Origin of the sequence: Flavonifractor sp. AGMB03687, assembly GCF_017811815.1 — a bacterium.
Taxonomy (GTDB): domain Bacteria; phylum Bacillota; class Clostridia; order Oscillospirales; family Oscillospiraceae; genus Flavonifractor.
On record NZ_JADKZI010000007.1, the window covers coordinates 73,080 to 94,023 of the forward strand.

25 protein-coding genes are annotated in these 20,944 nt (G+C 60.1%); 8 read left to right on the forward strand and 17 right to left on the reverse strand.

Translation table 11 applies throughout. The features are described from left to right. Positions 1 to 184 precede the first annotated feature (184 nt). A complete protein-coding gene (locus J9789_RS13565) occupies positions 185 to 2,707 on the reverse strand; it encodes a heavy metal translocating P-type ATPase (RefSeq protein ID WP_209346241.1) in 2,523 nt (840 codons plus the stop codon). 20 nt (positions 2,708 to 2,727) lie between these two features. Further along, the gene (locus J9789_RS13570; protein WP_209346243.1) at positions 2,728 to 2,991 is read right to left on the reverse strand and encodes a metal-sensing transcriptional repressor; all 264 of its coding nucleotides are present in this window, start codon (positions 2,989 to 2,991) and stop codon (positions 2,728 to 2,730) included. A gap of 153 nt (positions 2,992 to 3,144) precedes the next feature. On the opposite strand from J9789_RS13570, the gene J9789_RS13575 reads away from it, so the two are divergent. The 3 genes from J9789_RS13575 to trxA are packed head-to-tail and all read left to right on the forward strand — an operon-like array spanning position 3,145 to position 4,630. Continuing rightward, positions 3,145 to 3,459: a metalloregulator ArsR/SmtB family transcription factor gene (locus J9789_RS13575; protein ID WP_209346245.1), complete on the forward strand. Its 315-nt coding sequence runs from the start codon at positions 3,145 to 3,147 to the stop codon at positions 3,457 to 3,459. Beyond that, complete coding sequence (locus J9789_RS13580) at positions 3,441 to 4,289, forward strand: NAD(P)/FAD-dependent oxidoreductase (protein WP_209346247.1); 849 nt, start codon at positions 3,441 to 3,443, stop codon at positions 4,287 to 4,289. The genes J9789_RS13575 and J9789_RS13580 overlap by 19 nt, the downstream gene beginning before the upstream one ends. A 26-nt stretch (positions 4,290 to 4,315) precedes the next feature. Beyond that, positions 4,316 to 4,630, forward strand: a complete 315-nt coding sequence (gene trxA, locus J9789_RS13585; RefSeq protein ID WP_209346249.1) for a thioredoxin — start codon at positions 4,316 to 4,318, stop codon at positions 4,628 to 4,630. A gap of 44 nt (positions 4,631 to 4,674) precedes the next feature. On the opposite strand, the gene J9789_RS13590 is transcribed toward trxA, so the two are convergent. The 10 genes from J9789_RS13590 to J9789_RS13635 form a co-directional block, all read right to left on the reverse strand. Continuing rightward, a complete protein-coding gene (locus J9789_RS13590; protein ID WP_209346251.1) occupies positions 4,675 to 5,601 on the reverse strand; it encodes a helix-turn-helix transcriptional regulator in 927 nt (308 codons plus the stop codon). 131 nt (positions 5,602 to 5,732) lie between these two features. Continuing rightward, the gene (locus J9789_RS13595) at positions 5,733 to 6,188 is read right to left on the reverse strand and encodes an ATP-binding protein (protein ID WP_209346253.1); all 456 of its coding nucleotides are present in this window, start codon (positions 6,186 to 6,188) and stop codon (positions 5,733 to 5,735) included. Between the two features lie 100 nt (positions 6,189 to 6,288). After that, positions 6,289 to 7,014, reverse strand: coding sequence for an NAD-dependent protein deacylase (locus J9789_RS13600; RefSeq protein ID WP_209346255.1), 726 nt, complete (start codon positions 7,012 to 7,014; stop codon positions 6,289 to 6,291). A gap of 13 nt (positions 7,015 to 7,027) precedes the next feature. Beyond that, entirely contained in the window at positions 7,028 to 7,192 is a 165-nt protein-coding gene (locus tag J9789_RS13605; protein WP_209346257.1) for a FeoB-associated Cys-rich membrane protein, read from the reverse strand. 4 nt (positions 7,193 to 7,196) lie between these two features. Beyond that, a complete protein-coding gene (gene feoB, locus J9789_RS13610) occupies positions 7,197 to 9,644 on the reverse strand; it encodes a ferrous iron transport protein B (protein ID WP_209346321.1) in 2,448 nt (815 codons plus the stop codon). 199 nt (positions 9,645 to 9,843) lie between these two features. Then, positions 9,844 to 10,311 (reverse strand): CD1247 N-terminal domain-containing protein, encoded by a 468-nt coding sequence (locus J9789_RS13615; protein ID WP_209346259.1) that lies wholly within the window; start codon positions 10,309 to 10,311, stop codon positions 9,844 to 9,846. 54 nt (positions 10,312 to 10,365) lie between these two features. Then, positions 10,366 to 10,935: an elongation factor P gene (gene efp / locus J9789_RS13620; RefSeq protein WP_087188553.1), complete on the reverse strand. Its 570-nt coding sequence runs from the start codon at positions 10,933 to 10,935 to the stop codon at positions 10,366 to 10,368. A gap of 79 nt (positions 10,936 to 11,014) precedes the next feature. Beyond that, positions 11,015 to 12,076 carry an aminopeptidase P family protein gene (locus J9789_RS13625; RefSeq protein WP_209346261.1) on the reverse strand — a complete coding sequence of 354 codons (1,062 nt, stop codon included), beginning with the start codon at positions 12,074 to 12,076 and terminating at the stop codon, positions 11,015 to 11,017. A gap of 36 nt (positions 12,077 to 12,112) precedes the next feature. Further along, on the reverse strand, positions 12,113 to 12,958 hold the full coding sequence (locus J9789_RS13630) for a TIM barrel protein (protein WP_209346262.1): 846 nt from the start codon (positions 12,956 to 12,958) through the stop codon (positions 12,113 to 12,115). Continuing rightward, a complete protein-coding gene (locus J9789_RS13635) occupies positions 12,955 to 13,455 on the reverse strand; it encodes a YqeG family HAD IIIA-type phosphatase (RefSeq protein WP_209346263.1) in 501 nt (166 codons plus the stop codon). The genes J9789_RS13630 and J9789_RS13635 overlap by 4 nt, the downstream gene beginning before the upstream one ends. Positions 13,456 to 13,704: 249 nt before the next feature. Between J9789_RS13635 and J9789_RS13640 the strand changes: the two genes are divergently transcribed. Beyond that, positions 13,705 to 14,493: a hypothetical protein gene (locus tag J9789_RS13640; RefSeq protein WP_209346264.1), complete on the forward strand. Its 789-nt coding sequence runs from the start codon at positions 13,705 to 13,707 to the stop codon at positions 14,491 to 14,493. Between the two features lie 50 nt (positions 14,494 to 14,543). Here the strand turns inward: J9789_RS13640 and rpsU are convergent, their stop codons facing one another. The 5 genes from rpsU to J9789_RS13665 form a co-directional block, all read right to left on the reverse strand. Continuing rightward, a complete protein-coding gene (gene rpsU / locus J9789_RS13645) occupies positions 14,544 to 14,726 on the reverse strand; it encodes a 30S ribosomal protein S21 (protein WP_009259223.1) in 183 nt (60 codons plus the stop codon). 134 nt (positions 14,727 to 14,860) lie between these two features. Next, positions 14,861 to 15,238: a VOC family protein gene (locus J9789_RS13650; protein WP_209346265.1), complete on the reverse strand. Its 378-nt coding sequence runs from the start codon at positions 15,236 to 15,238 to the stop codon at positions 14,861 to 14,863. 8 nt (positions 15,239 to 15,246) lie between these two features. Then, on the reverse strand, positions 15,247 to 17,667 hold the full coding sequence (gene leuS / locus J9789_RS13655; protein WP_209346266.1) for a leucine--tRNA ligase: 2,421 nt from the start codon (positions 17,665 to 17,667) through the stop codon (positions 15,247 to 15,249). Between the two features lie 135 nt (positions 17,668 to 17,802). Further along, a complete protein-coding gene (locus J9789_RS13660) occupies positions 17,803 to 18,729 on the reverse strand; it encodes a hypothetical protein (RefSeq protein ID WP_209346267.1) in 927 nt (308 codons plus the stop codon). Then, on the reverse strand, positions 18,723 to 19,205 hold the full coding sequence (locus tag J9789_RS13665) for a sigma-70 family RNA polymerase sigma factor (RefSeq protein ID WP_209346268.1): 483 nt from the start codon (positions 19,203 to 19,205) through the stop codon (positions 18,723 to 18,725). Before J9789_RS13665 ends, J9789_RS13660 begins: the two co-directional genes overlap by 7 nt. Before the next feature lie 146 nt (positions 19,206 to 19,351). On the opposite strand from J9789_RS13665, the gene J9789_RS13670 reads away from it, so the two are divergent. From J9789_RS13670 to J9789_RS13685, 4 genes are read left to right on the forward strand one after another with little or no spacing between them, the layout of a single operon-like run. After that, on the forward strand, positions 19,352 to 19,909 hold the full coding sequence (locus tag J9789_RS13670) for a DUF2975 domain-containing protein (RefSeq protein ID WP_209346269.1): 558 nt from the start codon (positions 19,352 to 19,354) through the stop codon (positions 19,907 to 19,909). A 12-nt stretch (positions 19,910 to 19,921) separates the two neighbouring features. After that, the gene (locus J9789_RS13675; protein WP_209346270.1) at positions 19,922 to 20,134 is read left to right on the forward strand and encodes a helix-turn-helix transcriptional regulator; all 213 of its coding nucleotides are present in this window, start codon (positions 19,922 to 19,924) and stop codon (positions 20,132 to 20,134) included. A gap of 3 nt (positions 20,135 to 20,137) precedes the next feature. Further along, positions 20,138 to 20,443, forward strand: a complete 306-nt coding sequence (locus J9789_RS13680; RefSeq protein WP_209346271.1) for a hypothetical protein — start codon at positions 20,138 to 20,140, stop codon at positions 20,441 to 20,443. Continuing rightward, positions 20,440 to 20,901, forward strand: coding sequence for a hypothetical protein (locus J9789_RS13685; protein WP_209346272.1), 462 nt, complete (start codon positions 20,440 to 20,442; stop codon positions 20,899 to 20,901). Before J9789_RS13680 ends, J9789_RS13685 begins: the two co-directional genes overlap by 4 nt. The last annotated feature ends 43 nt before the right edge of the window (positions 20,902 to 20,944 follow it).

The window sequence follows — 20,944 nt, forward strand, 5'->3', positions numbered from 1 at the left end:
GTCGGTGTGCAACGTTGTCGTTTCTCCTCCCTGAGCTTGTCCTTATTATACCCTGTTCCCGCCAAAAGGGCAACCTGCATTTTACACAAACCATTCATTTTTTACAAAGCAGCCGTTGATTTTCCTTCCCTTTCCAGCAAAAACAGCAAAAGGGCGGCAAATTGCCGCCCTTTTGCGCCTGTTGTCACTGAATGGAGACTACCTCGTACCCCGCTTCCGTAACAGCGTTCTTCAGAACGTCGTCTGCCACATCGTGGGTCAGGGTAACGGTTGCGGTCTTGGCCTCCAGATCCACGACAGCGGTGACGCCGTCGATGGCGTTGAGGGCCTTCTCCACATGAGCCTGGCAGTGAGCACACATCATTCCGTTGATGGTCATAGTCTTGGTCATGGTACTCGTTCCTTTCTGTGTTTCAATTTGAGCTTCCGGCTCCTCCCCATGAGAGGGGCGGAAGAACTTCAGACGTAACGCGTTGGACACCACGCACACCGAGCTAAGGCTCATGGCGGCGGCGCCGAACATGGGGGAAAGCTGCCAGCCGGTGATGGGGAACCACACACCGGCGGCCAGCGGTATGCCGATGATGTTATAGATAAAGGCCCAGAACAGGTTCTCCTTGATGTTGCGGATGACCTTTTTGGACAGCCGTACCGCGGTGACCGCGTCCAGCAGATCGCTCTTCATGAGCACCACGTCGGCCGATTCGATGGCCACGTCGGTGCCCGCACCGATGGCCATGCCCACATCGGCCCGGGCCAGGGCGGGGGCATCGTTGATGCCGTCGCCGATCATAGCCACCCGCTTGCCGTCGGCCTGCAGCTGAGCCACCACCCGCTCCTTATCCTGGGGCAGCACCTCGGCAATGACACGGCTCACCCCCAGAGCCTTACCCACCGCCTGAGCGGTACGCTGGTTGTCGCCGGTAAGCATGACCACGTCGATGCCCAGGGCCTGGAACTGCCGGACGGCCTCGGCGCTGGTGGCCTTGGGTGTGTCGGCCACCGCCACCACACCCAGCATCTTCCCGTCCTCGGCAAAGTACAGCGGGGTCTTGCCGTCCTGGGCCAGGGCCTCACCCTTGTCTCCCAGAGCGCCCAGAGCGATACCCGCCTCCTCCAGCATGGCCCGGTTGCCCGCCAGCACGGCGGTGCCGTGGAGGGATCCCCGTACGCCCCGGCCGGAGACAGCCTCAAAGTCCTGGATGGGAGCCAGCGGAATGTTCCGCTCCTCCGCCTCATTCAGGATGGCCTCAGCCAAGGGATGCTCCGAGGGCTTTTCCAGGGAGGCGGCCACACACAGAAGCTCCTCCTCGGTTACGCCCTCCGCCGGGAGACAGTGGGTGACCGAAGGCTTGCCCTGGGTCAGAGTGCCCGTTTTGTCCACCACCACAGTCTGGATGGCGTGAAGGGTCTCCAGAGCCTCGGCTGACTTGATGAGGATGCCGTTTTCCGCACCCTTGCCGGTGCCCACCATAATGGCCACCGGGGTGGCCAGACCCAGGGCGCAGGGGCAAGAGATGACCAGCACTGCCACACCGGCCGTGAGGGCCCGGGTCACATCGCCGCCGGTGGCAATGAGCCATACCACAGCGGTCACCAGCGCAATGACGATCACCGTGGGCACGAAAATGCCCGCCACCTTGTCGGCCAGCTTGGCAATAGGCGCCTTGGAGGCAGAGGCTTCCTCCACCAGCCGAATCATCTGGGCCAGGGTGGTGTCCTCCCCCACCCGGGTAGCCCGGAAGGTAAAGAAGCCGCTCTTGTTGATGGAGGCGGCAGCCACCTTGTCACCAGGGCCCTTCTCCGCCGGCAGGGACTCACCGGTGAGGGCGGACTCGTCCACCGAGGAGGCTCCCTCGGTCACCACGCCGTCCACCGGAATGCGGCCGCCGGGGCGCACCACCACCAGGTCACCCACGGCCACCTCCTCCACCGGGATCTCCACCTCCACCCCATCTCGCAGGACAGAAGCGGTCTTGGGGGCCAGATCCATCAGCCGGGTAATGGCCTGGCTGGTCTTGCCCTTGGAGCGGGTCTCCAGCCACTTGCCCAGGGTGATGAGGGTAAGAATCATACCGGCGGACTCAAAATACAGGTCCATGGACCACTGGTCCACCCGGGCCAGATCCCCGTGGCCCAAGCCCCAGGCGATCTGGAACAGGGCCGCGATACCGTATACCACGGCGGCGGCGGAGCCCAAGGCGATGAGGGAATCCATATTGGGCGACCGGTGCCACAGGGTCTTGAAGCCCACCCGGTAGTACCTATCATTGATATACATGATGGGCAGGGTGAGCAGGAACTGGATAAAGGCCACCACAAACACATTGCCCGGATCATGGAAGAAGGCGGGCAGCGGCCAGCCCATCATGTGCCCCATGGCGATATAGAACAGGGGCACCAGGAAAATCAGAGAGGTCAAAAACCGCCGCTTCATGCCGGCAGCTTCTTCCTCCATCACGTTGGCCTGCCGGGGCTGGGCGGCCTGCTTCCTGCTCTCGGGCAGGGCGGCGCCGTAGCCCGCCTCCTCCACCGCGTGGATGATCTGCCCGGCATCGGTGGTCTCCTCGTTGTACTCCACTACCATGGAGTTGCCCAGCAGGTTCACATTGACCTGGTCCACACCGGCTACTTTACACACCGCTTTCTCCACATGGGCAGAGCATGCCGCGCAGGTCATACCGGTTACATCAAATTTTTGCTTCATGGTCTCACCATAACGTCTTTCTACTTTAGAATCTTGCCCAGCGTGCGAATGAACTCATCGATCTTCTCACTGCGGGCCTCCGGCGTATCCGCCTCCTGGACACAGTGCTTCAGGTGGGCCGCCAGGATCTCCTTATTGGTCCGGTTCAGCATGGCCTCAGTAGCCATCAGCTGCTGAGAGATATCAATGCAGTACCGGTCCTCTTCTACCATTTTAATGATTCCGTCGATCTGTCCCCGGGCGGTACGCAGCAGCCGGAGGACGGTTTTCTGGTCTGCCATCATGTCATACACCCCCCTGGGGTGTAGTATACTACCATCGGTTAGTCATGTCAACCTACCCCCTCCAAATTTCCCGAAAAAAAGTAGGAAAAAAGGGTTGACATATTAGAATATTTGAATATAATAATATATAGATCAAGACAGCGAGGTGATCCCATGGAAGGGTTGGAATCCATCTATCTGGAGAAAGCGGAGCTGCTGAAGGCCCTGTCCCATCCCATCCGGCTGCAGATCGTCCGTGGACTGCTCCACTGCGGCTGCCGCAACGTGGGCTGTATGGAGGCCAATATCGGCCAGTCCCAGTCCTGTATCTCCCAGCACCTGATGCGCCTGAAGGCGGCCGGCGTGGTCAAGGCAGCCCGCTCCGGCAACGAGGTCTATTATGAAGTATCCGATCCCCGGGCGGCTGCCGTCATCGCCGCTCTGTTCGGAGAGTGTGAGGAGGAATACCATTGTACGACATCGCAGTGATCGGCGGCGGCCCCGCCGGGTTGTCCGCCGCCGTCCAGGCCCGGGTGCGGAACAAATCCGTACTGGTAATCAGCGGCGACGGCCGGGACAATCCTCTCTATAAAACCCCCCGTATTGAAAATTACCTGGGCTTCCCCCAGGTCAGCGGCAAGGAACTACTGGACCGGTTCCGTGCCCACGCCGATGAAATGGGCGTGGCACGAAAAGAGGGCCGGGTGCTGAATATCATGCCCATGGGCGACACATTCTATCTCAGCATCGGTTCCGAGATGGAGCAGGCCCGGGCCATCGTACTGGCCACCGGTGTGGTGTGGGCCAACAAGTACCCCGGCGAGGCCGAGTATCTGGGCCGTGGCGTCAGCTACTGCGCCACCTGCGACGGTATGCTCTACCGCGGCAAAGAGGTAGCGGTGGTGGGCAAGGCCGCCGACTCCCCCCAGGAGGCCAACTACCTCCAGGAGCTGGGGTGCAAAGTCACCTATATCAGCGATAAAGCTCCCGACCGGCTGCGGCCCGACATTCCCTTCGTAAAGGCCGCCAAGGTGGAAATCACCGGCGGCGGCAAAGTGGAGGCCCTGAAAGCCGGCAGCACCACCATCCCCTGTGAGGGCGTGTTTATCCTCCGTCCCTCGGTGGCTCCCGCCGATCTGCTCCCCGGCCTGGCGCTGGATGGCGGATATATCCAGGTGGACCGAAACATGGCCAGCAGCCTGCCCGGCGTCTTTGCCGCCGGCGACTGCACCGGCCTTCCCCTCCAGGTGTCCAAGGCCGTAGGCGAGGGCCTGGTAGCCGGCCTGCGGGCTGCGGAATACGTAGACCATTTATCATAATTTTATATAGAGAAAGGATGTTATCTATGTCTATCATTCATCTGACCAACGAGGCCTTTGACAAGGCGGTTTCCAACGGTATCTCCATGGTGGACTTCTGGGCCTCCTGGTGCGGCCCCTGCAAGATGCTGGCTCCTGTGATGGAGGACCTGGCGGGCAAGTACGAGGGCAAGGCCCTGGTGGCCAAGGTCAACGTGGACGACGAGCCCAACCTGGCCATGCGCTTCGGCGTCATGAGCATCCCCACCGTCATCTTCCTGAAGGACGGCAAGGAGTTCGACCGCAAGGTGGGCGTCATGCCTCCCCAGGCCTACACCGCCGTGCTGGATGCCAATCTGTAAGCAATAAAAAATGCCTGCCGCAGTAATGCGGCAGGCATTCTTTGTTACTCTTCTTCTTTTTCAATCAGATGAGACGCCAGGGCGCAGAGTACCCCGCCGATGGGATAGACGATCCACCCCCAGCGCCAGCCCCAACTGTCCCCGTACTCTCCCGACGCTGCCATGGTGCCAAAACCCACGATCATGTAAATCACGGTAGCGACGATCATGATGGCCCCGCACACCCAGCCCGCCTTTTTCTGTCTGGCCTCCGCCTCCGGACTGGGGTTGTGTTGTTTATTCCACACTTCGATCTCATATTTACCTTTGCGAAGCGAAGCCCACACCAATACCGTCACCGCACCAGCTATGATGAGCAAAAATGCAGCCACCAGACCTAGCTCTGCCCGTTCTCCCTGCTGTTCCGCCCAGTCGCCCAGCAGTACCAGCCACAGCATTCCGATGATGATGGCCGCTACCGGCAGGGCAATGAGAAAGGGAAACCGGCCCAGATATCGCTCCCGCTGCTCCCGGGTGTAGAAATCCGGAATGGTGGGGTGTTCCTTTTCAAAGCGGTCGTACCGCATCCCGGCCACAATCAAAATCGCCACTGCCACTGCCACACCGGACAGCAACACTGCGGGGACGGCAATCTCCGGTGCGCCCAACCAGCCCCGGCAGCCCAGGCCCGCGGCTACCGACAGGATAATAAGTCCCACGCCCAATGCGACCCAGTTGGAAAACCAATTCATAAATCGGTCGTACCCAATGGTATCGCTCCGCATATGCTCCTGCACATCGCCCCGCAGCAGGGTGTCCAGATCCGTATGAAACAGCTTGCACAGCACCAGCAGCTTTTCCATCTCCGGAAAGCTGCTGTCCGACTCCCACTTGCTCACCGACTGCCGGGACACCTGGAGCTGCTCGGCCAGCTCCTCCTGGGTCATGCCAGCCCGATCTCTCAAAAACTGTAGATTGGACCCAAAACTCATGGTCTCTGCCTCCTCTCAAGGTGGCTACAACATACCAAAACCCAAACGCAACTGAAACCAATTTGCAGTTGCGTTTGCGTTTTTCCACGTAAACTTCCGGTTGCATCAGGCTTTTTGCCCTCAAAAAGTGCTCAGTGGGACCGTCCGCCCAGCATGGCGTTCAGTTCCGCCTGGGTACAGTGGTAATCCCCGTCTCCGCTGCGGCGATAGGAGCCCCGGCGGAGGTTTCCTCCGATATACACCGGCCGCTGATCCTGCTCCGCCATGGGCACGGTGATGGCCACAATGTCTCCACCATCCACATGGAGGATCTGGATATCCTCTTCCTTGAGAATGTTGATGCTGACCACCGCCGGATCATCCAGACCGGCGATCAGCTCCTCCACCATGCCCTGGGGATCCAGCAGTCCCTGCACCCGCAGGCTGTGGTCGGGCAGCTCCTCCACCCCCAGCAGGATCACCCCGCCGTAGCTGTTGGCAAAGGCGGAGTAGGTCTCCCAAATGCTGTGGGGCAGGCCGCCAGTGGCCAGCTTGGCCTCCAGACGGTTGTTTTCCCGATAGCGGCTGATCTGTGTGAAGTCGAACATGGCGCCGGCCTCCCCTTTCGTAGTGCCTTCATTATACCGGGACGGCGGTCGGTTGACAAGGAAAAAAGGGACCTGTCTACCGACAGGTCCCTTGCATGGGTCATACTGTGACAGCCCCCAGGATCTCCCCAATGGGGCCGGCAATCACCAGGTCGGCCTCCTTGTCGTAGGGGGTGGGGCTCTTGTTGATGAGGGTCAGCTTGCTGCCCCGGTAGTAGCGGATGAGGCCCGCCGCTGGATACACCGCCAGGGAGGTACCGCCGATGATGAGCATATCCGCCCGGGAGATGGCCAGCACGGCCCCCTCAATGGTCTCCTGGTCCAGGGACTCCTCGTAGAGCACCACATCGGGCTTGATCATGCCGCCGCACACCGGACAGTGGGGCACGCCCTCCTGCTCCATCATGAAGTCCAGGTCATAGAACTGATGGCACTTCATGCAGTAGTTGCGGTGTACCGAGCCGTGGAGCTCGTACACGTTGACGCTGCCCGCCGCCTGGTGTAGCCCGTCAATATTCTGGGTCACCACCGCCGTCAGCTTGCCCGCCTGCTCCAGCTCTGCCAGCTTTAAATGGGCGGCGTTGGGCTTGGCGTTGGGAAAGAGCATCTTGTTGTGGTAAAAGCGATAAAATTCCTCGGGATTCTTCTGGAAGAAGGTGTGGCTCAGGATGGTCTCCGGCAGGTAGGCGTACTGCTGGTTGTACAGGCCGTCCACACTGCGGAAATCAGGGATGCCGCTCTCGGTGGAGACACCGGCGCCGCCAAAAAAGACGATGTTCTGGCTCTCGCTGATCCACTCCTGGAGCTGCTTGCGTTTTTCATCCATGGTAAGCCCTCCTTTACGGCTCTTTCCGATGGCGGCAGTAGGTGTGGGGGCAGCTGGAGCAGCCGCCGCAGTCACACCCACGCTTGCCCTTCAAGCTCTGGTGAAAGCGGTAGATCAGGTAGACCGCCGCCCAGATGATGAGGGCGGCCACCCCGATGTAAATCAGGATCTTCAACATAGGATTACCTCAAAAACAGGGAGCCGATCTGGTACACCAGGAAGGAACCCAGCCAGGCGGCGCACAGCTGCCAGCCGATGGAAGCCAGGGTCCACTTGACGGAGTTCATCTCCTTGCGGATGGTGGACACTGCCGCCACGCAGGGCACGTAGAGCAGCACGAACACCAGGAAGGAGTAGGCGGCCAGGGGGCTCTGGAAGGTACCGCCCAGGGCGGCGGCAATGGTGGCGCCGCTGGCGGTCACCGAGAAGCCGTAGAACATACTCATGGAGGACACCACCATCTCCTTGGCGATGAGGCCAGAAAGGAGGGCCACCGCGGCCTGCCAGGTACCGAAGCCCAGAGGCACAAAGATGGGAGCCAGGAAGGAGCCGATGTTGCCCAGGATGGAGTATGCCTCATCGGACACCATACCGAAGGTGCCACCCTCGAAGCCGAAGCTCTGGAGGAACCACAGCAGCACACTCATGGCCAGAATCAGGGTACCGGCCTTCACCAGAAAGCCCTTCACCTTCTCCCACACGTGGAGAGCAATGTTCTTCAGGGTAGGCAGGCGGTAGGGAGGCAGCTCCAGCACAAAGGCGGCGGGCTCTCCCTTGAACACCAGCTTCTTCAGCAGGATGCCGGAAATGATGGCAAAGATCAGGCCCAGCAGGTAGAGGGAGAACACCACCAGTCCGCCGTATTTCGGGAAGAAGGCGGCGGTGAGCAGACCGTACACCGGCAGCCGGGCAGAACAGGACATGAAGGGTACCAGCATGATGGTCATGCGGCGATCCTTCTCATTCTCCATGGTGCGGGCGCCCATGACGGCGGGCACCGTACAGCCAAAGCCCATCAGCATGGGGATAAAGGCCTTGCCGGACAGACCGAACCGCCGCAGCAGCCGGTCCATGATAAAGGCGGCACGGGCCATGTAGCCCGAGTCCTCCAGGAAGGACAGGAAGAGGAACAGAATGGCGATCTGGGGCAGGAAGGTAAGTACGCCGCCCACGCCGGCAATGACGCCGTCCACCAGCAGGGCCTCCACCCAGGGGGCGGTACCGGCGGCAGCCAGGACGCCCCGCACCCAGTCGGCAAAATAGCCGCCGATAAGAGTATCCACCCCGTCGGCCAGCATCTGGCCGGGGCCGAAGGTCAGGGCAAACATGGCCAGCATCATCAGCAGGAACACCGGGATAGCCAAAAACTTATGGGTGACGATTGCATCAATCCGGTCGGACAGGGTGGGGGTGCCCAGAGGCCGTCCCCGTTTGACGCAGCCCTCCACCACTTTCTGAATGAACTGATACCGGGCGTCGGCGATGAGGGTCTCCCGGTCGCCCAGGTCATAGGCACTTTCATACTCCTGGCAGGTCCGCTCCAGGGCGGCCTTCTCCAGACCGCTGAGCCCCAGAGCCTTCTCCACCAGCTGGTCCCCCTCAATAAGCTTGATGGAGGCCCAGTGGGCGGGGATGTGGGCGGCATAGGCCTTGTCGTGGATCAGCTCGCCCACCTTGTGGTGGATCTGGTGGGTGAAGTCGTCGTACAGGTCGTCGGGCTCCACCGTGACGCCCACATGCATCTGGTTGTGGGCCACCTCCAGTAACTCCTTAATATTCTTGCCCGACCGGGCGGTGATGGGGATCACCGGCACGCCCAACTCCTTGGACAGCTGGTCCACGTCGATCTTATCGCCGTGCTTTTCCACCTCGTCCATGAAGTTCAGGGCAATGACCATGGGCCGCTCCAGCTCCAGCAGCTGGGCGGTCAGATAGAGGTTTCGCTCAATGTTGGTGGCGTCAATGATGTCGATGATGGCATCGGGCCGCTCACCCACGATAAAGTCCCGGGCCACGATCTCCTCCATGGAGTAGGGGGACAGGGAGTAAATGCCGGGCAGGTCCACCACGGTGACGGCTTTCCCGTCCACCTCGGCCTTGCCCTCCTTCTTCTCCACCGTTACGCCGGGCCAGTTGCCCACATACTGATTGGAGCCGGTGAGGGCGTTGAACAGGGTGGTCTTGCCGCAGTTGGGGTTACCCACCAGGGCCAGCTTCATTTCCCGGGTGTCATGGCTGGCGTAGTCGGGCACGCCGCCGTGCTCGGCAGCCTCGTGGGCGTGGTCGGCATCCATCCGGCGGATGGTCTCCTCATCGGGCAGGTGCTGCACCATGCCCATGCGCTTCTTTCTGGCCTGGGCCTTCTGCTCTCCCTCCTCGCCAGTAGCGATGAGGATCTGGGCTGCATCCGATTTCCGCAGGGAGAGCTCATAGCCCCGCAGGTTGAGCTCCACCGGGTCGCCGAAGGGGGCCACCTTGCGCACCATCACCTGGGTACCGGGGGTGAGGCCCATGTCCACCAGGCGGCGCTTTACCGGCCCTCGCTCATTGCCTACCCGCAGGATGGTACCCCGTTCTCCGGGCTGGACCTCCTCCAGTGTCTTATGATTTTGTGTCTCTTGTATCTTCATCTTATCCATCCACTGCTTCCAAGTTAATCTAATCTAATTCCGTGCTCATTATACTACGCAGCCAGCCGATGACGCAAGTAACATCCCCCGCCATTTTCACCAAAATCCTACTGCATTTAGGGGCATAAGGCCAACGATCAGACAAAGCAAAAAGGAGCGCTGCGGAAACTCCGCAGCGCTCCTTTTTAAATAGCCGGACTTAGCCCTCGTGGTCGTGGTCCTCGCAGCCGCAGCCACAGCCGCAGTCATCCTCGTCCTCATCGCCGCAGCAGCAGTCGTCGGACAGGTCCAGAGCGAACTTCTGCTTGCAGTTGGGGCACTGGATCACGCCCTCGTCCAGGACGGACTCGTCGATGACCAGAGTCTCACCGCAGTTGGGGCACTCGGTCTCGAAGAAATCGTCGTCGCCGCAGCAACAGTCGTCCTCATCCTCGTCGTCCTCGTCCTCAAAAACGGCCTTCTCCACGTCGGCCAGGTCGTCGGAGATGGCGTCGATCTCCTCACCCAGAGCCTCAGTGTTCTCCTCCAGGTCCTCGATGGACATGCCGATCTCCTCCAGGATGCCGATCATCACGGAGATGAGCTTGCCCTCCTTGGACTCCTCGGTGTCGATATTCAGGCCCTCAGCCAGGCCCTTCAGATACGCGACCTTCTCAGAAATCGTCATAACTGGTTCTCCTTTTCTCAGTCGTCGGCCACGAAGGGCCTAAAAATTGTCCGATTAACCCTTGCAGCGCTCCAGGTACTCGCCGGTACGGGTGTCGATCTTGATCTTGTCGCCGGGGTTGATGAACAGGGGCACCTTGATCTCGGCGCCAGTCTCCAGGGTGGCGGGCTTGGTCACGTTGGTGGCGGTGTCGCCCTTGAAGCCGGGATCGGTCTCGCTGACCTCCAGCTCCACGAAGGTGGGGGGCTCAACAGCGAAGATCTTACCCTTGTAGGAGTTGATCTTGCAGACCATGTTCTCCTTCACAAAGCGGAAGTTGTCACCCAGCAGCTCGGAGCCGATGGGCACCAGATCGTAGGTCTCGGGGTCCATGAAGTAGTACAGATCGCCGTCGTTGTAGCTGTACTCCATGTCCTTGCGCTCCACGTAGGCCTGCTCGAACTTGGCAGTGGGGTTAAAAGAGGTCTCGGTCACGCCGCCGGTGATGACGTTCTTCATCTTGGTACGAACGAACGCGGCGCCCTTGCCGGGCTTAACGTGCTGGAACTCGACGACCTGCATAACCTGGCCATCCATCTCAAAGGTCACACCATTGCGGAAATCACTGGCAGAAATCGTAGGCATTGAACTTCATCCTCCAAAAGGTATTTCTATAATTCAGCTAAGTCATTTTACCCTATTATTTCCCTCATTGCAAGGCTTTTTACAGAATAATCAGTTCTTTGGGCGATTTGGTGATATCCACATTGCCCTCCTCGGTGTAGATGAGCACATCCTCAATCCGCACACCGAACTTGCCGGGCAGATAGATGCCGGGCTCGGCAGAAACAGCGGCGCCCACGGGCATGGGAGTCTCGTCCCGGCCGTTGGCATTGGGGGACTCGTGGATCTCGATGCCTACGCTGTGGCCGAAGCCGTGTCCAAAGTATGCCCCGTATCCGGCGTCCTCAATCACCTTGGCGGCGGCGTTGTGGATCTCCTTGCCGGGCACGCCTGCCTTGGCCTTGGCAATACCAGCCAGCTGGGCTTTCAGCACGGTGTCGTACACCTTGCGCATCTCCTCGGTGGGCTCGCCGATGGCAATAGTACGGGTCATGTCGGAGCAGTAGCCGCCGTACTTGCAGCCGAAGTCCATGGTGAGGAACTCGCCCTTCTGCACCTTCTTCTCACTGGGGATGCCGTGGGGCAGGGAGCCGTTGGGGCCGGACACCACGATGGGGTCAAAGCTCATCTTGTCGGCGCCGCGGAGCAGCATCTCGTACTGCAGGCGGGCAGCGATCTCCTGCTCAGTCATGCCGGGCTGGATGAACTTCAGAATGGCGTCAAAGGCCTGGTCGGTGATCTCCTGGGCCTTCTTCATCAGGGCGATTTCTTCCTCGTCCTTGGCAGCACGCAGGTCGTTCACCAGGCTCTGGGCGGGCACCAGCTCGCAGGGCAGCTTGGAATACTGGTTGTAGGAGGCCACGGTCACATAGCCGTCCTCAAAGCCCATCTTCTGGATGCCCAGCTCCTGGATGGCCTGCTCGGCCAGCACCATGAAGTTCTTGTTCTTGTCGGTCATGGTGATGTTGGCGCCGGTGACCAGATTACCGGCGGCCTCAATATACCGGGAGTCGGTAAAGTAGCGGCTCTCAGTCTTGGTCACGATGACCATACCCTCACCGTGGAATCCAATGGCGTAATACTCGCCGGGAGCGCTGGTGATGAGCATGGCATCCAGCTTGTACTGGTCCAGCTTGGCCGCGATCTGATTCAGATGATTCATAATAATGACTTCCTTTCTATCTCGCGCCGCGGCACCCTACAGGGCGCTTTGGTACAGTTTTTTCATGGTCAGTGCGTCCTCCGCCTGGGTACCTGCGGACTCGCAGATAAAGGTGGGGCTCCAACCCCGTCGGGCCACCTCCGCCATCAGAGGCTCCGGGTCGGGCCCAAAGTCCTCCTGGTCAAAGGTCAGATGCATCTTCTCGCCCCCGTTGGGGGTGAACTGGATCTTAGAGAAGTGGCTGTGGAAGCGGCTGGCCCGCTCCTCCCCCAGTACCTCCTGGATGCGGTCCAGCATCCGGACGCAGGCCTCATGGCCCTCCAACTCCCCCAGGGAGCGAGCGTACAGGTGGCCGAAATCCACGCAGGGGGTGAGCCGCTCATCCAGGGTACAAAGCTCCAGCACCTCGTCCAGATCTCCCAGCTGGTTGATCTTGCCCATGGTCTCCGGGCAGAGGGTGATGTGACCGAAGCCGGTGTCATCACAGGCGGTCACCACCTCCTTCAGGGATTTCAGGGCGATATCCTGGGCCTCCCGCCGGGTGCGCTTCATCAGGGCGCCGGAGTGGATGACTACCCGGGTGGCTCCCATCCAGTCAGCTGCCCGGCAGGCAGCAGTGATATAGCCGATGGTCTTTTGCAGGCTCTCGGGATCGGGATTGGCCAGATTGATAAAGTAGGGGGCGTGGAGGGACAGGGAAATGCCTGCCTCCCTGGCCGCCGCCCCTACCTTGCGGGCGGTCTCCTCCCCCACATTGACGCCCTTGCCGCACTGGTACTCGTAGCAGTCCAGGCCCAGCCCGGCCAGCCACCGGGGGGCGTCCACCGAGGATTTATAGGGAAAGGACTCTGCGTTGCCCGCAGGGCCGAAGATTGCGCTCATAACGGTTTTGCTCTCCTTTTTGTCAGGGCGCGGAAGGGCCACTCGGCGGCGTACCGCAGGTAGCGCCCCGGATTGCCCGCCAGCCGGATGGGCTCCACCAGCAACGTGGTCACCCCGGCGCGGCTGCCGCCCAGAATATCGGTAAAGATCTGATCCCCCACAATGGCGGTCTGCTCCGGCGTGCAGCCCATCTGCTCCATGGCCTTGTAAAAGGAGCCTGGCTTGGGCTTGCCGGCGTGACCGATATAGGGCACGCCCAGTGCCTTGGAAAAACGCTCCGGCCGCTGGGGATGCCGGTTGTTGGACAGCACGAACAGAGTGATCCCCTGTTCCCGCAGCGCCGCCGTCCACTCCTGCACTGGCTGGGTAGGCTCCGGTACACCGTAGGGTACCAGGGTATTGTCCAAATCGGCCAGCAGCAGCCGGATGCCCCGCTTTGCCAGGGCGGCGGGATCAATGTCGTAAATGGTCTTTCCTGACCAGTGGGCCGTCAGCATGGCTTCACCTCGTCTATTTGCTGTCTGGTCAGCATAGGATGGTACAGGCTATCGAAAAGAACCTCCAGCGCAAAGGATTCGGAGGGAAAGATAGTGTGAAAGAAAACCGTCAGGGTTGTCTTTCGCGTTCGATCAAACACGTTTTGAAACTTGCCTCAAGTTTCAAAACGTGCCTCAGCTTGTCGGAAAGGCTTTTTCGACAAGCTGATTATACACGCTTCTTACAACTTGGACAAGGGGGTAGCTTATATGCAACCAAATTCCACCATCCTTCTCACCGCACCGCCTGCCCACAGCCGGGCGGCCCTGCGGTTTGGCCTGCCGGTGGCCCACGCGGCCTACCGGGTAGGCGGTGGCCCGCATCTCTTCCGGGCCAATATGCCCATATCCGTCCGGGGCGGCCTCATGGCCCTGGACTGCGTCGGCTTCGACGGCCGGGGTGAGGCCGGTTCCTTCTGCCAGGAGGTGATCCGGGAGTGCTCCGCCCGGGGCTATGACGGTATTTTATGCGACTTTGAGGGCCGCCCGCTTCCCCTGCTGGCGGAAATCGTTCAGACCCTGTCCGGCCTGACCCGGAAGCGGGGCTGGCCCCTCTACGTGCCCGAGGCCTACGGCGGCTGCGATGGGCACACCCATGTGCTTATCTCCTCCGCCCTCTCCGGCGGCTCGCTGGTCCAGCGGCTGCGGGAGGCTGTGTCGACCTATGGTCCCGACCGGGTCACTCTGGCGGTGGAGCGGGTAGCAGAGGATTTCTATCTCCCCTCCCCCACCGGACAGGGCCAACCCCTGTCCCGGGAGGATCTGTCCCGGATGCTGACCGAGCGCAGCCCCTCGGTCTTTTTCTCCAGCGAGCTGTGCGCCCACTACTTTACTTACATGTCCCGGGAGAACGGCGCCCACTTCGTACTCTTTGACGACGCCGGCTCCATCCGCAAAAAGCTGCGGGTAGCCCGGGATCTGGGCATCCAGCAAGCAGTCCTCTCCTATCCTCAAGTGGAGGACCTGCTGGATGATATTCTGTCCGGACGGTCTCAATAAAACGCAACAAAACCCCGCGCCGTTGGCGCGGGGTTTTGTGATTCGTCGTATTAGTAATACTTCTTGCGATTCTTGCGGGCGGCCTCAGACTTCTTGCGGCGCTTAACGCTCGGGCTCTCGTAGTGCTCACGCTTGCGAACCTCGGCCAGAACGCCAGACTTGGCACAGCTGCGCTTGAAACGCTTCAGCGCATTCTCCAAGGACTCGCCGTCCTTCACATGGACTTCCGACATTGACTTCCCCTCCCTCCGAAGCGGCGGGGTTCCACCGCCAAAAGGGCCACACATAGATATGGCTTTAACAGAATCATTGTATGCTATCCGCAAGCAAATGTCAAGAGCAGATTTTTATTTCTCGAATTCTATCTTCATCGCTCCTGAAAAAATTCCAGTTCCTCTCCGGCAGGACCCGTACAAAAGGCGATACGAATGGGATAATTTTCACCCAGATTTTTATCCTCCGGCCCAAGAAAAACCGTCTGTCCCGCTGCCTGGACCCGCCGGGCCATGCCATCCACATCATCGGTGGCAAAGGCAATATGGGCAAACAGGCCCTTCTCTTCCTTCCCACCGTTTGCCATGACCTCCAGCAGAGTGTTGCCCAGATCAAGCATGGCACCCTGATGATCTCCTTCACCCCAGCGGCGGACCAGCGGGCAATCCAGCACCTGCTGATAAAAGTCCAGTACCTGCTGGAATTGCTCGGCTCCCTTGGCCTTCAGGGATATATGATGCACACCATTCATATGCATACTTATTTCGCGATCAGATTGACCAGCTTGTTGGGCACCAGAATGGTCTTGACCAGGTTCTTGCCCTCGGTGAACTTCTGCACCTTGGGATCGGCCAGAGCGGCAGCCACCACGGTGGCCTCGTCGCTGTCCATGGGGACGGTGACGGTGGCGCGCAGCTTACCGCACACCTGGACGGCCATCTGCACCTCGGCAGCCACGGTCTTGCTCTCGTCGTAGGCGGGCCAGCTCTGCTGGCAGGCCATGCCGTCGGCATTGAAGCCCAGCCTCTCCCACAGCTCCTCCACCATGTGGGGGGCGAAGGGGGACAGCAGCAGCAGTAGGGTCTTGTAGTCGCCCTTGGAGCAGCCGTTGGCATAGAAGTCATTGACCAGAGCCATCAGAGCGGCGATGGCGGTATTGAACTTCATGGCCTCGATATCGTCGGCCACCTTCTTGATGGTCTTGTGAACGGCACTCTCATTGGCGGGAGTGTAGTCCATGGAATCGGTCAGGTTCTCGGACAGATTCCACACACGGTCCAGGAAGCGCTTGCAACCCTTGACAGCGTTGTCGCTCCAGGAAGCGGCCTTCTCAAAGTCACCGATGAACATGATATAGGTGCGCATGGTATCGGCGCCATACTGAGCCACCACGTCGTTGGGGTTGACCACGTTGCCGCGGCTCTTGGACATCTTCTCGCCGCCCTCGCCCAGAATCATGCCGTGGGAGGTACGCTTCTGGTAGGGCTCCTTGGTGGGCACCACGCCGATGTCATAGAGGAACTTGTGCCAGAACCGGCTGTACAGCAGGTGCAGGGTGGTGTGCTCCATGCCGCCGTTGTACCAGTCCACAGGGCTCCAGTACTCCAGAGCCTCCTTGGAGGCTAGGGCCTTGTCGTTGTGGGGGTCCATATAGCGCAGGAAATACCAGGAGGAGCCGGCCCACTGGGGCATGGTGTCAGTCTCACGCTTGGCGGGGCCGCCGCAGTGGGGGCAGGTGGCGTTGACCCAATCGGTCATCTTGGAGATGGGGGACTCACCGTCGTCGGTGGGCTCATAGGAGTCCACGTCGGGGAGCAGCAGAGGCAGCTGGTCCTCGCTGAGGGGCTGCCAGCCGCACTTCTCGCAGTACACCATGGGGATGGGCTCGCCCCAGTAACGCTGACGGGAGAACACCCAGTCGCGGAGCTTATAGTTGACCTTAGCCTCGCCGATGCCCTTCTCCTCCAGCCACTTGGTGATGACGGGGATGGCGTCCTTTACGGTCAGGCCGTTGAGGAAGTCGGAGTTGACCAGGATACCGGTCTCGTCCTTGGCGGTAAAGGCGGCCTTCTGCACGTCCTCGCCGCCGGAGACCACCTCGATGATCTCACAGCCGAACTTCTTGGCAAACTCCCAGTCACGGTCGTCGTGGGCAGGCACGGCCATGATGGCGCCGGTGCCGTAGGTAGCCAGCACGTAGTCGGAGATAAAGATGGGGATCTCCTTGCCGTTGACAGGGTTGATGCCCTTTACGCCGTCCAGGCACACGCCAGTCTTTTCCTTGTTGAGCTCAGTACGCTCCAGGTCAGACTTGGAGGCGGCGGCGGCCTGGTAGGCCTTGATCTCATCCACATTGTTCAGCTTGCCGCTCTCCAGCCAGCCCTTCACCAGGGCGTGCTCGGGAGAGAGGACCATATAGGTGGCGCCGAACAGGGTGTCGGGCCGGGTGGTGAACACCACGATATCCTCACCGGTGGTGGCCTTAAAGGTGACCTCGGCGCCGGTGGAGCGGCCGATCCAGTTCTTCTGCTGGGTCTTGACCCGCTCGATGAAGTCCAGGTCGTCCAGATCGTCGATGAGCCGCTGGGCGTACTCGGTGATCTTCAGCATCCACTGGCTCTTCTCCTTGCGAACCACGGGAGCGCCGCAGCGCTCGCACACACCTTCCACGACCTCCTCGTTGGCCAGCACGCACTTACAGGAGGTACACCAGTTCACGGGCATGGTGGTCTTGTAGGCCAGGCCGTGCTTGTACAGCTGGAGGAAGATCCACTGGGTCCACTTGTAGTAGGCGGGATCGGTGGTGTTGATGACCCGGTCCCAATCAAAGGAGTAGCCCAGCATATGCAGCTGCTTGGTGAAGTTCTCAATGTTGTCGTGGGTCACCTTGGCGGGGTGAATATGGTTCTTGATGGCGTAGTTCTCGGTGGGCAGGCCGAAGGCGTCATAGCCCATGGGGAACAGCACATTGTAGCCGTCCATGCGGCGCTTGCGGGCCACCACGTCCATGGCGGTATAGGGACGGGTGTGACCCACGTGCAGGCCCTGTCCGGAAGGATAGGGGAACTCCACCAGGCCGTAGAACTTGGGTTTATCACTGTGGTTCTCACAGTGGAAGGTCTTTTCCTCTGCCCATTTTTTCTGCCACTTGGGCTCAATGGCAGCAAAATCGTACTTCATTGACTGCACTTCCTCGTATCATATCCTGGCGGCATCGGCCGCCTCCATAATCCAGCATATTATACTAGAAATACAACATCAATGCAAGAAAAACCATCAGGCCCCGCCGTAAAATACGGCGGGGCCTGATGCGATTCACGGCTGTTCCTCCAGCCAATAGCTCTGACCGGCCTTCTCTCCCTCCAAGGGGATGTACCACTGCCCCAGGGCCAGACCGGTCACCTTCTCCGGCTCCACCGGCTCATCATATTCCCAGCAGGTCAGCCGGGTATCCCCCACGCTGCCCCCGCCCCCATGCGTTAGGGACAGTCGTCTGCCATCTTTGCAGAAAACGGTCAGCGGGAATGCATCGATGGTATTCCAACCGTCAGTTTGGATGGTCACACCCAGGGCAGACAGCTCTGCCTGGAGCAATGGGGTACCGGAAATCTCCCCGTTCAGCGGAATCCTTCTGACCGGCAGCTCTTCCGCCGTAAACGCGATCTTCCATTGATCGGTGATCTCCAACTCTCCCAACGGCGGCAGGACGATAGCAGACAGTTCCAACTGGTCCCCAATGGGCGTTGAAAATCCCCACACTGTAAACTCCAGGAGCGCAGTCTCACTCTCTTTCTCATACCCCACCCACTCCGCACTGCTGGTTATGGAGCCAGTATCCTCGCCCCCTTCGAGCGGAGTGAGTATCCCGCTCACACGCAGCGTATCGCAGACCGGTTCCCCATCCAAATTGCGCAGTTCGGCATAAACCTTGAAGATAGAGCCGCTGTTCAGCGCAGACACTACCCGGAGCTCCATCCCGTTGGATACATCCGCCCCCTCCACCGGCCGGGCATATTCCGTATATCCCCCCAGGGCGCTTTCCAGCATCTGCCGCAGGGTGGGCGACAGGGCAAAGGCCGATACCATCAGCACGCCGCACACCGCCGCCGCTGCCAACATGGTTCGTCCGATCCGGCGGGGCCGCCGGACCGGCTGGGCTGCCATAGCCTCCGTCAGCCGGGCCTGAAAGTCCTGCCCCGGCTCCACCTGGTCCATCCAGGCCTGATAATCCTGCTTCAGCATGGCGTTTCCCCCTCCTGTAAGTCCTCCCGCAGCATGGCCCGGGCCCGACTCAGGCGGGTGCGGATGGTCCCCTCCCGCTTGCCCAGCACCTTGGCAATCTCCGCGGTACTCAGCTCCTCATAGTAATAAAGATGGACCACCACCCGGTAGTCCTCCGGCAGCGCCAGGAGGCGCGACTCCATGCCCTGTTCCTCCGGCGGCTCCGGCGCGGCCATCTCTCCCGCCTGTTCCAGGGGCACCAATCGGCGACGCCAGGGGGAACGGTGCAGATCCCCCGCGCAGTTGGCGGCTACCCGCAGCAGCCAGGCCTTGCAGTGTTCCCCGTCCCGAAAGGTGGGGGCTGACCGCACCAGCCGCAGAAAGGTCTCCTGGGTGATGTCCTCTGCATCCTCCCGGTTCCCGGTCCTGGCGTAGGCCAGCCGGTACACCGCCGTGCTGTACTGCTCCACCAGCCGGGCCGCCTCTTCCCGCTCCATAGCTCACTCTCCTTTCGCCCTTTCTGTATGATACACGTTTTTCTCCGACAAAACGTTACAGGCCTCGCGGATATATTGATAAACAATAAAAATACATTGACAAACGAGTTGTCAGGTGGTACAGTGATGCCAAAGGAGGGAGCGCTATGGAACGAACCCGTGTACAGAAACTGGCCTATGTGCTGAAAATACTGGTAACTATCACCTTTGTATGTAACCTTATCGCGCTCATCATGGTGCCGGGCCTGGTACACATCGGCTTGCAGCAGGGTCTGGCGGTGTGGCTGGACTACGATATCGACGATACTCTGCATATGCTCTTTCTGGGCGGCTGGTCCCTGTGGGGATTCAACGGTCCCTATGCCGATGTTTTGTCCGGATTTTTGCTCTTCTGCGGCGCATGTATGGCCGTCATCCTTTGGCAAGGGCGCCGGGTGCTGAACACCATTCTGAAAGCAACCCCTTTCTGCACAGAAAATAGCGTCACGCTGCGCCGCGCCGGTATCTGCTGTTTTCTCATCTCTGCTGCCGCCCTGGTCCGGGTCATCTGGCGTCTATGCTATGACCAATCTATCGCTCCCCTGTTCAGTTACAACGCCCTCTTTGTCCCCCTGTTCTTCCTGGGCGGGCTGCTCTGTCTGGTCATGTCCGCCCTCTTCCGCCAGGCGGCGGAGATGAAGGCGGAAAACGACCTGACCATTTGAGGAGGTGTTCCCATGCCCATCGTTGTAAACCTGGATGTGATGATGGCCAAGCGGAAGATGAGCCTCAACGAGCTGTCCGCCAAGGTGGACGTCACCCTGGCCAATCTATCCATTATGAAAAACAACCACGCCCGGGCGGTGCGCTTTACCACCCTGGAGGCCATCTGCAAGGCCCTGGACTGCCAGCCTGGAGATATTCTGGAATATGTGCCGGAGGAGGAGTGAGCCATGGCGGTATTGGTCGCTATGATCCTGCTGGGTGCTCTGGGCCTGGGACTGCTGTCCTGGGGACTGGGACTGGCTGGGCTGATCCGGCGTGACCTGCGGTTCAGCGTATGCAGCCTGAGTTGCTGCGCCCTGACCCTGCTGCTGGCCTGCACCTATTTCTATGGTGGCATTCAGTGCGAAGACTGGTCCACCCTGCTGGACACCGCCCGCGCCATGCTGCTGTCCGCCGTGGTGCTGACGGTGGTGAACCTTCTGCTCAACGGCGGCGCCCTGGTGCGTCGGTATCTGGGAGGAACCGTTCGATGATCCGTTTCTTTTCTTCACTGCTGCTGTTGGTTCTGCTGTCATCCTGCGGCAGCAGAACCGACCAACCGAGCTATGCCGCCCGTCAGCTGGTCCTGAACTTGCCGTCCTGCCAGAGCTTCACTTCCGCCGACAGCCACGGCGGCTTTCACGGAGACGGGCTGCTCCACATGGAGCTGGTCTTTTCTCCGGAGGATGGAGAGACGGTAGCCGAAGCCATATCCACCCACCCCAGTGGCCTCTGGAACCCCTTCCCCATGGACCAGGAGATGGAAGATTTTCTGTGGAACGGTGGGGCTGGGATGGCGGAGTGGCCGGTGCCGGAGGAGGGCTGGTGGTTCCTGATGGACCGGCAGACCGACGGCGAGGGTAGCATGTTCAACCGTTACTCCCAGAACTATACCTTTGCCTGCTATGACAGCGAGACGAATACCCTCCGTTACCTGGAATTTGACACATAAGAAAAACAGGGCGCCTGCTTTCGCAGGCGCCCTGTTTTTCTGA

Coding starts and splice junctions, on each gene's coding strand:
- J9789_RS13675 (WP_209346270.1), top strand. CDS start 19,922: ATGCCCATCGTTGTAAACCTGGATGTGATGATGGCCAAGCGGAAGATG.
- J9789_RS13660 (WP_209346267.1), bottom strand. CDS start 18,729: ATGCTGAAGCAGGATTATCAGGCCTGGATGGACCAGGTGGAGCCGGGG.
- J9789_RS13630 (WP_209346262.1), bottom strand. CDS start 12,958: ATGAGCGCAATCTTCGGCCCTGCGGGCAACGCAGAGTCCTTTCCCTAT.
- trxA (WP_209346249.1), top strand. CDS start 4,316: ATGTCTATCATTCATCTGACCAACGAGGCCTTTGACAAGGCGGTTTCC.
- J9789_RS13565 (WP_209346241.1), bottom strand. CDS start 2,707: ATGAAGCAAAAATTTGATGTAACCGGTATGACCTGCGCGGCATGCTCT.
- J9789_RS13640 (WP_209346264.1), top strand. CDS start 13,705: ATGCAACCAAATTCCACCATCCTTCTCACCGCACCGCCTGCCCACAGC.
- efp (WP_087188553.1), bottom strand. CDS start 10,935: ATGCCTACGATTTCTGCCAGTGATTTCCGCAATGGTGTGACCTTTGAG.
- J9789_RS13670 (WP_209346269.1), top strand. CDS start 19,352: ATGGAACGAACCCGTGTACAGAAACTGGCCTATGTGCTGAAAATACTG.
- J9789_RS13650 (WP_209346265.1), bottom strand. CDS start 15,238: ATGAATGGTGTGCATCATATATCCCTGAAGGCCAAGGGAGCCGAGCAA.
- J9789_RS13625 (WP_209346261.1), bottom strand. CDS start 12,076: ATGAATCATCTGAATCAGATCGCGGCCAAGCTGGACCAGTACAAGCTG.
- J9789_RS13570 (WP_209346243.1), bottom strand. CDS start 2,991: ATGATGGCAGACCAGAAAACCGTCCTCCGGCTGCTGCGTACCGCCCGG.
- J9789_RS13635 (WP_209346263.1), bottom strand. CDS start 13,455: ATGCTGACGGCCCACTGGTCAGGAAAGACCATTTACGACATTGATCCC.
- J9789_RS13590 (WP_209346251.1), bottom strand. CDS start 5,601: ATGAGTTTTGGGTCCAATCTACAGTTTTTGAGAGATCGGGCTGGCATG.
- J9789_RS13600 (WP_209346255.1), bottom strand. CDS start 7,014: ATGGATGAAAAACGCAAGCAGCTCCAGGAGTGGATCAGCGAGAGCCAG.
- J9789_RS13685 (WP_209346272.1), top strand. CDS start 20,440: ATGATCCGTTTCTTTTCTTCACTGCTGCTGTTGGTTCTGCTGTCATCC.
- leuS (WP_209346266.1), bottom strand. CDS start 17,667: ATGAAGTACGATTTTGCTGCCATTGAGCCCAAGTGGCAGAAAAAATGG.
- J9789_RS13615 (WP_209346259.1), bottom strand. CDS start 10,311: ATGACGATTTCTGAGAAGGTCGCGTATCTGAAGGGCCTGGCTGAGGGC.
- J9789_RS13680 (WP_209346271.1), top strand. CDS start 20,138: ATGGCGGTATTGGTCGCTATGATCCTGCTGGGTGCTCTGGGCCTGGGA.
- feoB (WP_209346321.1), bottom strand. CDS start 9,644: ATGAAGATACAAGAGACACAAAATCATAAGACACTGGAGGAGGTCCAG.
- J9789_RS13665 (WP_209346268.1), bottom strand. CDS start 19,205: ATGGAGCGGGAAGAGGCGGCCCGGCTGGTGGAGCAGTACAGCACGGCG.
- J9789_RS13605 (WP_209346257.1), bottom strand. CDS start 7,192: ATGTTGAAGATCCTGATTTACATCGGGGTGGCCGCCCTCATCATCTGG.
- J9789_RS13595 (WP_209346253.1), bottom strand. CDS start 6,188: ATGTTCGACTTCACACAGATCAGCCGCTATCGGGAAAACAACCGTCTG.
- rpsU (WP_009259223.1), bottom strand. CDS start 14,726: ATGTCGGAAGTCCATGTGAAGGACGGCGAGTCCTTGGAGAATGCGCTG.
- J9789_RS13575 (WP_209346245.1), top strand. CDS start 3,145: ATGGAAGGGTTGGAATCCATCTATCTGGAGAAAGCGGAGCTGCTGAAG.